Source organism: Mesorhizobium sp. M7A.F.Ca.CA.004.04.2.1, assembly GCF_004022825.1.
GTDB lineage: Bacteria > Pseudomonadota > Alphaproteobacteria > Rhizobiales > Rhizobiaceae > Mesorhizobium.
Window position 1 is genome coordinate 1 of sequence record NZ_RZPH01000646.1, and the last position, 3552, is coordinate 3552.

Here is a 3552-nt window from a genome sequence, read left to right on the forward strand (position 1 = left end):
ATCTTGGCCGGCGGCTCGGCATCGGTGATGAGGATGTCGATGTCCGACAGTGGCGCTATCCGCACCAGCGACATGCGCAGGAATTTGGCGGAATCGCAGAGCACGATCTTGGTGCCTGAGCGTCTCAGATAGGCGCGCTTCATATCGGTATCATCGAAGGAATAGTCGAAGAGGCCGTCCGCCGTGATGCCGGAGACGCCGATCACGGCGACATCGAACCACAGCGCCTCGAACTGGGCGATGGCCGCGGGCCCGCCGGTCGACATCTCGTCGGCCCGTACACGGCCGCCGGCAACATAGACTTCGGGCACGCCGCCGTTCAGCGCCGCCGCGATCCTGAGGCTGTTGGTGAACACCTTGGCGTGCGGAAGGTCCTTGAGGTGCTCGGCCATCAGATAGGTGGTGGTGCCGACATCCAATGCGATCGTGCGGTATCCCGAAACCAAGGCGGCCGCGGCGGCGGCAATCGCGGCCTTCGGGTCACGGCGCTGGCGCAAGCGCGAATCGAAACTCGGCTCCTCACTGTCCATGGCGACCAGCGGCGGGTTGTCCGCCTCGATCGCACCTCCGTGGATTCGTACAAGCCTGCCCTCGCGCTCCAATTCGACCAGATCGCGGCGGATCGTCATGTCGGAAACGGCGAGTTCGGCCGCTGCCGCAGCGACGGTGAGCGACCCCGTGCGGCGCAGGAAAGCCAGGATGCGTGCCTGTCGATCGTGCGCGAGAAGGCGCTGACGATCGGCATCGCGCGGTGCGCCATGCGTGGACGATAGGGGAGAGGCGGTGTCGTCGGCCATCGATGTATCCGGTGGGTAAGCCGCTGACGAAGCGGTCTGCAACTTCGACTCTACCGCATGATCAAACATTTTCAAACAAAAATATGTTTGCAGTGTTCGAATTTATTGGTATGCATCTCGATATCAACAGAACGCGTTCCGCCACCAAGCAGAGAGAATACGACCATGCCGGCTGCCTCCGTCATTCCTCCAGTGCTTGCCGAACTCGCGGGCAAGCGTGCCTTTGTGACGGGTGGCGGCGCGGGGATCGGTCGCGCGATCGCGGCCGCCCTGACGCGGCAGGGTGTCGCCGTGGCGATCGGCGATCTGGATCCCGACGCCGCGCGCAAGGCGGCCGAGGAGATTGGCGGCGGTGCCGCCGCCGTCACGGTCGATGTTCGCCGTCGCGATTCCGTCGAGGCGGCCTTTGCCACTGTGCTGGAAGCGCTAGGCGGCTGCGATATCCTGATTGCCAATGCCGGCGTGTCCACCATGCAGCACGCGCTCGATCTGACCGACGAGGAGTGGGACTTCAACTTCTCGGTCAATGCGCGCGGGGTATTCCTCGCAAATCAGATCGCTGGACGGCATTTTGTCAAGCAAGGCACGGGCTGCATCGTCAACACCGCCTCGCTTGCCGCGAAGGTCGGTGCGCCGCTCCTGGCGCATTATTCGGCATCCAAGTTCGCCGTGCTCGGCTGGACGCAGGCCTTTGCCCGCGAGCTCGCGCCCAAGGGAATCCGCGTCAATGCCGTCTGCCCGGGGTTCGTCAAGACCGGCATGCAATCGCGCGAAGTCGAATGGGAGGCGCATCTGCGGCAGGTCACGCCCGAACGGGTGGTCGCCGACTATATCGCGCAGACGCCGCTCGGCCGGCTCGAGTTGCCGGAGGATGTCGCCGACGTCGTCGTGTTCCTCTGCTCGGATCAAGCCCGCTTCATGACTGGCCAGGGCGTCAACGTGACCGGCGGCGTCTACATGACCTGACGGCTTTTGGCGGCTGTAACCGGATCCTGATGCTGGCACGCGCCATCCAAAAAAGTGAACACATATGATCAGAAGGCAGGCTTTCAATGTTACATTTTGTTCTCTAAGATGACCGTTCGCTCGACTTCGGCCTTCGGCGTTCAGCCGGGTCAGACGGGTTCATGAGGAAAGTCTATGGCGTCTATCGAGCTCGATCGCGTTTCCAAGCTCTACGGCAATGGCAATTACGGGGTGCATGAGGTCGATCTCACCATTCCCGATGGTGAATTCGTGATCTTTCTCGGCCCGTCGGGATGCGGCAAGTCGACGACGCTGCGGATGATTGCCGGCCTGGAGAGTATCTCCTCCGGCGATCTTCGCATCGGCGGCAAGAGCGTCGCCAATGTCGCGCCGCGCGACCGCAACGTCGCGGTGGTTTTCCAGAGCTACGCGCTCTATCCGCATATGTCGGTGCGGCAGAACATGGCTTTCGGGCTGAAAATGCGCGGCACCGACGCAGCAGTGATCGATGCCAAGATTGCCGACGCCGCGAACCTGCTCGGTTTGCAGAATCTTCTCGGCCGCAAGCCGGCAGCGCTTTCGGGCGGCCAGCGTCAGCGTGTCGCGCTCGGCCGGGCGATCGTTCGCGAACCGGCGGCCTTCCTGCTTGACGAACCGCTGTCCAACCTCGATGCGCAGCTGCGTGCCGAGATGCGGCTCGAACTCGTCAAGCTGCACCGACGCCTCGGCCGCACCATCGTCCATGTCACGCACGACCAGGTCGAGGCCATGACCATGGGCGATCGCATATGCATCATGCGCGATGGTCGCCTGGTCCAGGCCGGCCGGCCGCTTGAAGTCTATGCCGACCCGGTCAACACCTTCGTCGCGCGCTTCCTGGCGACGCCGCCGATGAACCTCATTCCGGCCACGCTTCAGGCCGCACCTGGCGAAGGGCTCTCCGTCCTGACCGATAGTGGCGCCGTGCTTGCCGTCCCCGCCCGCCATCGCAACGCCTATGGCGAGCGTGTCGGGCGCCGCGTCATTCTGGGGGTGCGGGCCGAGGATTTCCACGAAAGCCCCGACAATCCGGACTGGCAGAAGATTGCCGTACGGGTCGTGGCCGTCGAGGCCCTCGGCGCCGAGAACGTCCTGATCGGCCAGATTGCCGGTCAGGCCACCGGCACGGACGATGCCCATCCCGCCGGAGGCGGCAAGCCGTTGGAGATCGCCGCCCGCCTGAGCCGTTATTTCACGGCGCCCGTCGGCTCGATCGTCGAACTCTACATCGACCCGCTGCCGATGCACCTGTTTGATCCCGAAACCGAACTGGTGATCGCGCGGCCGAGCCTCATGAGGGCCGCTCGATGACCAGCATGGACAGAAACGAGCGGCCGGCCTTTCGTCGCCGCTTCGGCCTGCATTTCGGGCTGATTGTCGTTTGCGCCATCGTGCTGCTGCCGCCGCTCTGGGTGCTGCGGACGAGCTTCGTGCCCGAGCAGCTATCCTACAGCAACGAGCTGATGCCGGCCTTTACGACGGACAATTATTCGGCGCTCCTGTCGAGCCGCTTCGGTCAGTCCTACCTCAACAGCCTGATCGTCGCGCTCGGCTCGGTTCTGCTCGCATTGCCTTTTGCCGCCACCACCGGTTATGCCTTCGCCCGCTTCCGTACGGGCGGTCGGTGGGCGCGTTTTGCCGTTCTGGCGACGCAAATGCTGCCGCCCGTGGCGCTGGTGCTGCCGACCTTCACGCTGTTCCGAAGCCTGGAGCTCAGCAATTCGCTGACCGGGCTGATCATCGTCTATGC

The 3552-nt window shown here is 63.9% G+C and carries 3 protein-coding genes and 1 pseudogene; 3 read left to right on the forward strand and 1 reads right to left on the reverse strand.

What is annotated here, in order from left to right; genetic code table 11:
- A partial coding sequence (locus EN893_RS24505; protein WP_164901070.1) for a DeoR/GlpR family DNA-binding transcription regulator occupies positions 1-797 on the reverse strand: 797 nt, incomplete at its 3' end.
- Positions 798-962: 165 nt separating this feature from the next.
- On the opposite strand from EN893_RS24505, the gene EN893_RS24510 reads away from it, so the two are divergent.
- From EN893_RS24510 to EN893_RS24520, 3 genes and pseudogenes are all read left to right on the forward strand, one after another.
- On the forward strand, positions 963-1763 hold the full coding sequence (locus EN893_RS24510; protein WP_127271331.1) for an SDR family NAD(P)-dependent oxidoreductase: 801 nt from the start codon (positions 963-965) through the stop codon (positions 1761-1763).
- A 174-nt stretch (positions 1764-1937) separates the two neighbouring features.
- Complete coding sequence (locus tag EN893_RS24515; protein WP_128361830.1) at positions 1938-3113, forward strand: ATP-binding cassette domain-containing protein; 1176 nt, start codon at positions 1938-1940, stop codon at positions 3111-3113.
- Positions 3110-3552 (forward strand): annotated as a pseudogene (locus tag EN893_RS24520) (carbohydrate ABC transporter permease); the annotation flags it as partial. The gene EN893_RS24515 and the pseudogene EN893_RS24520, both read left to right, overlap by 4 nt.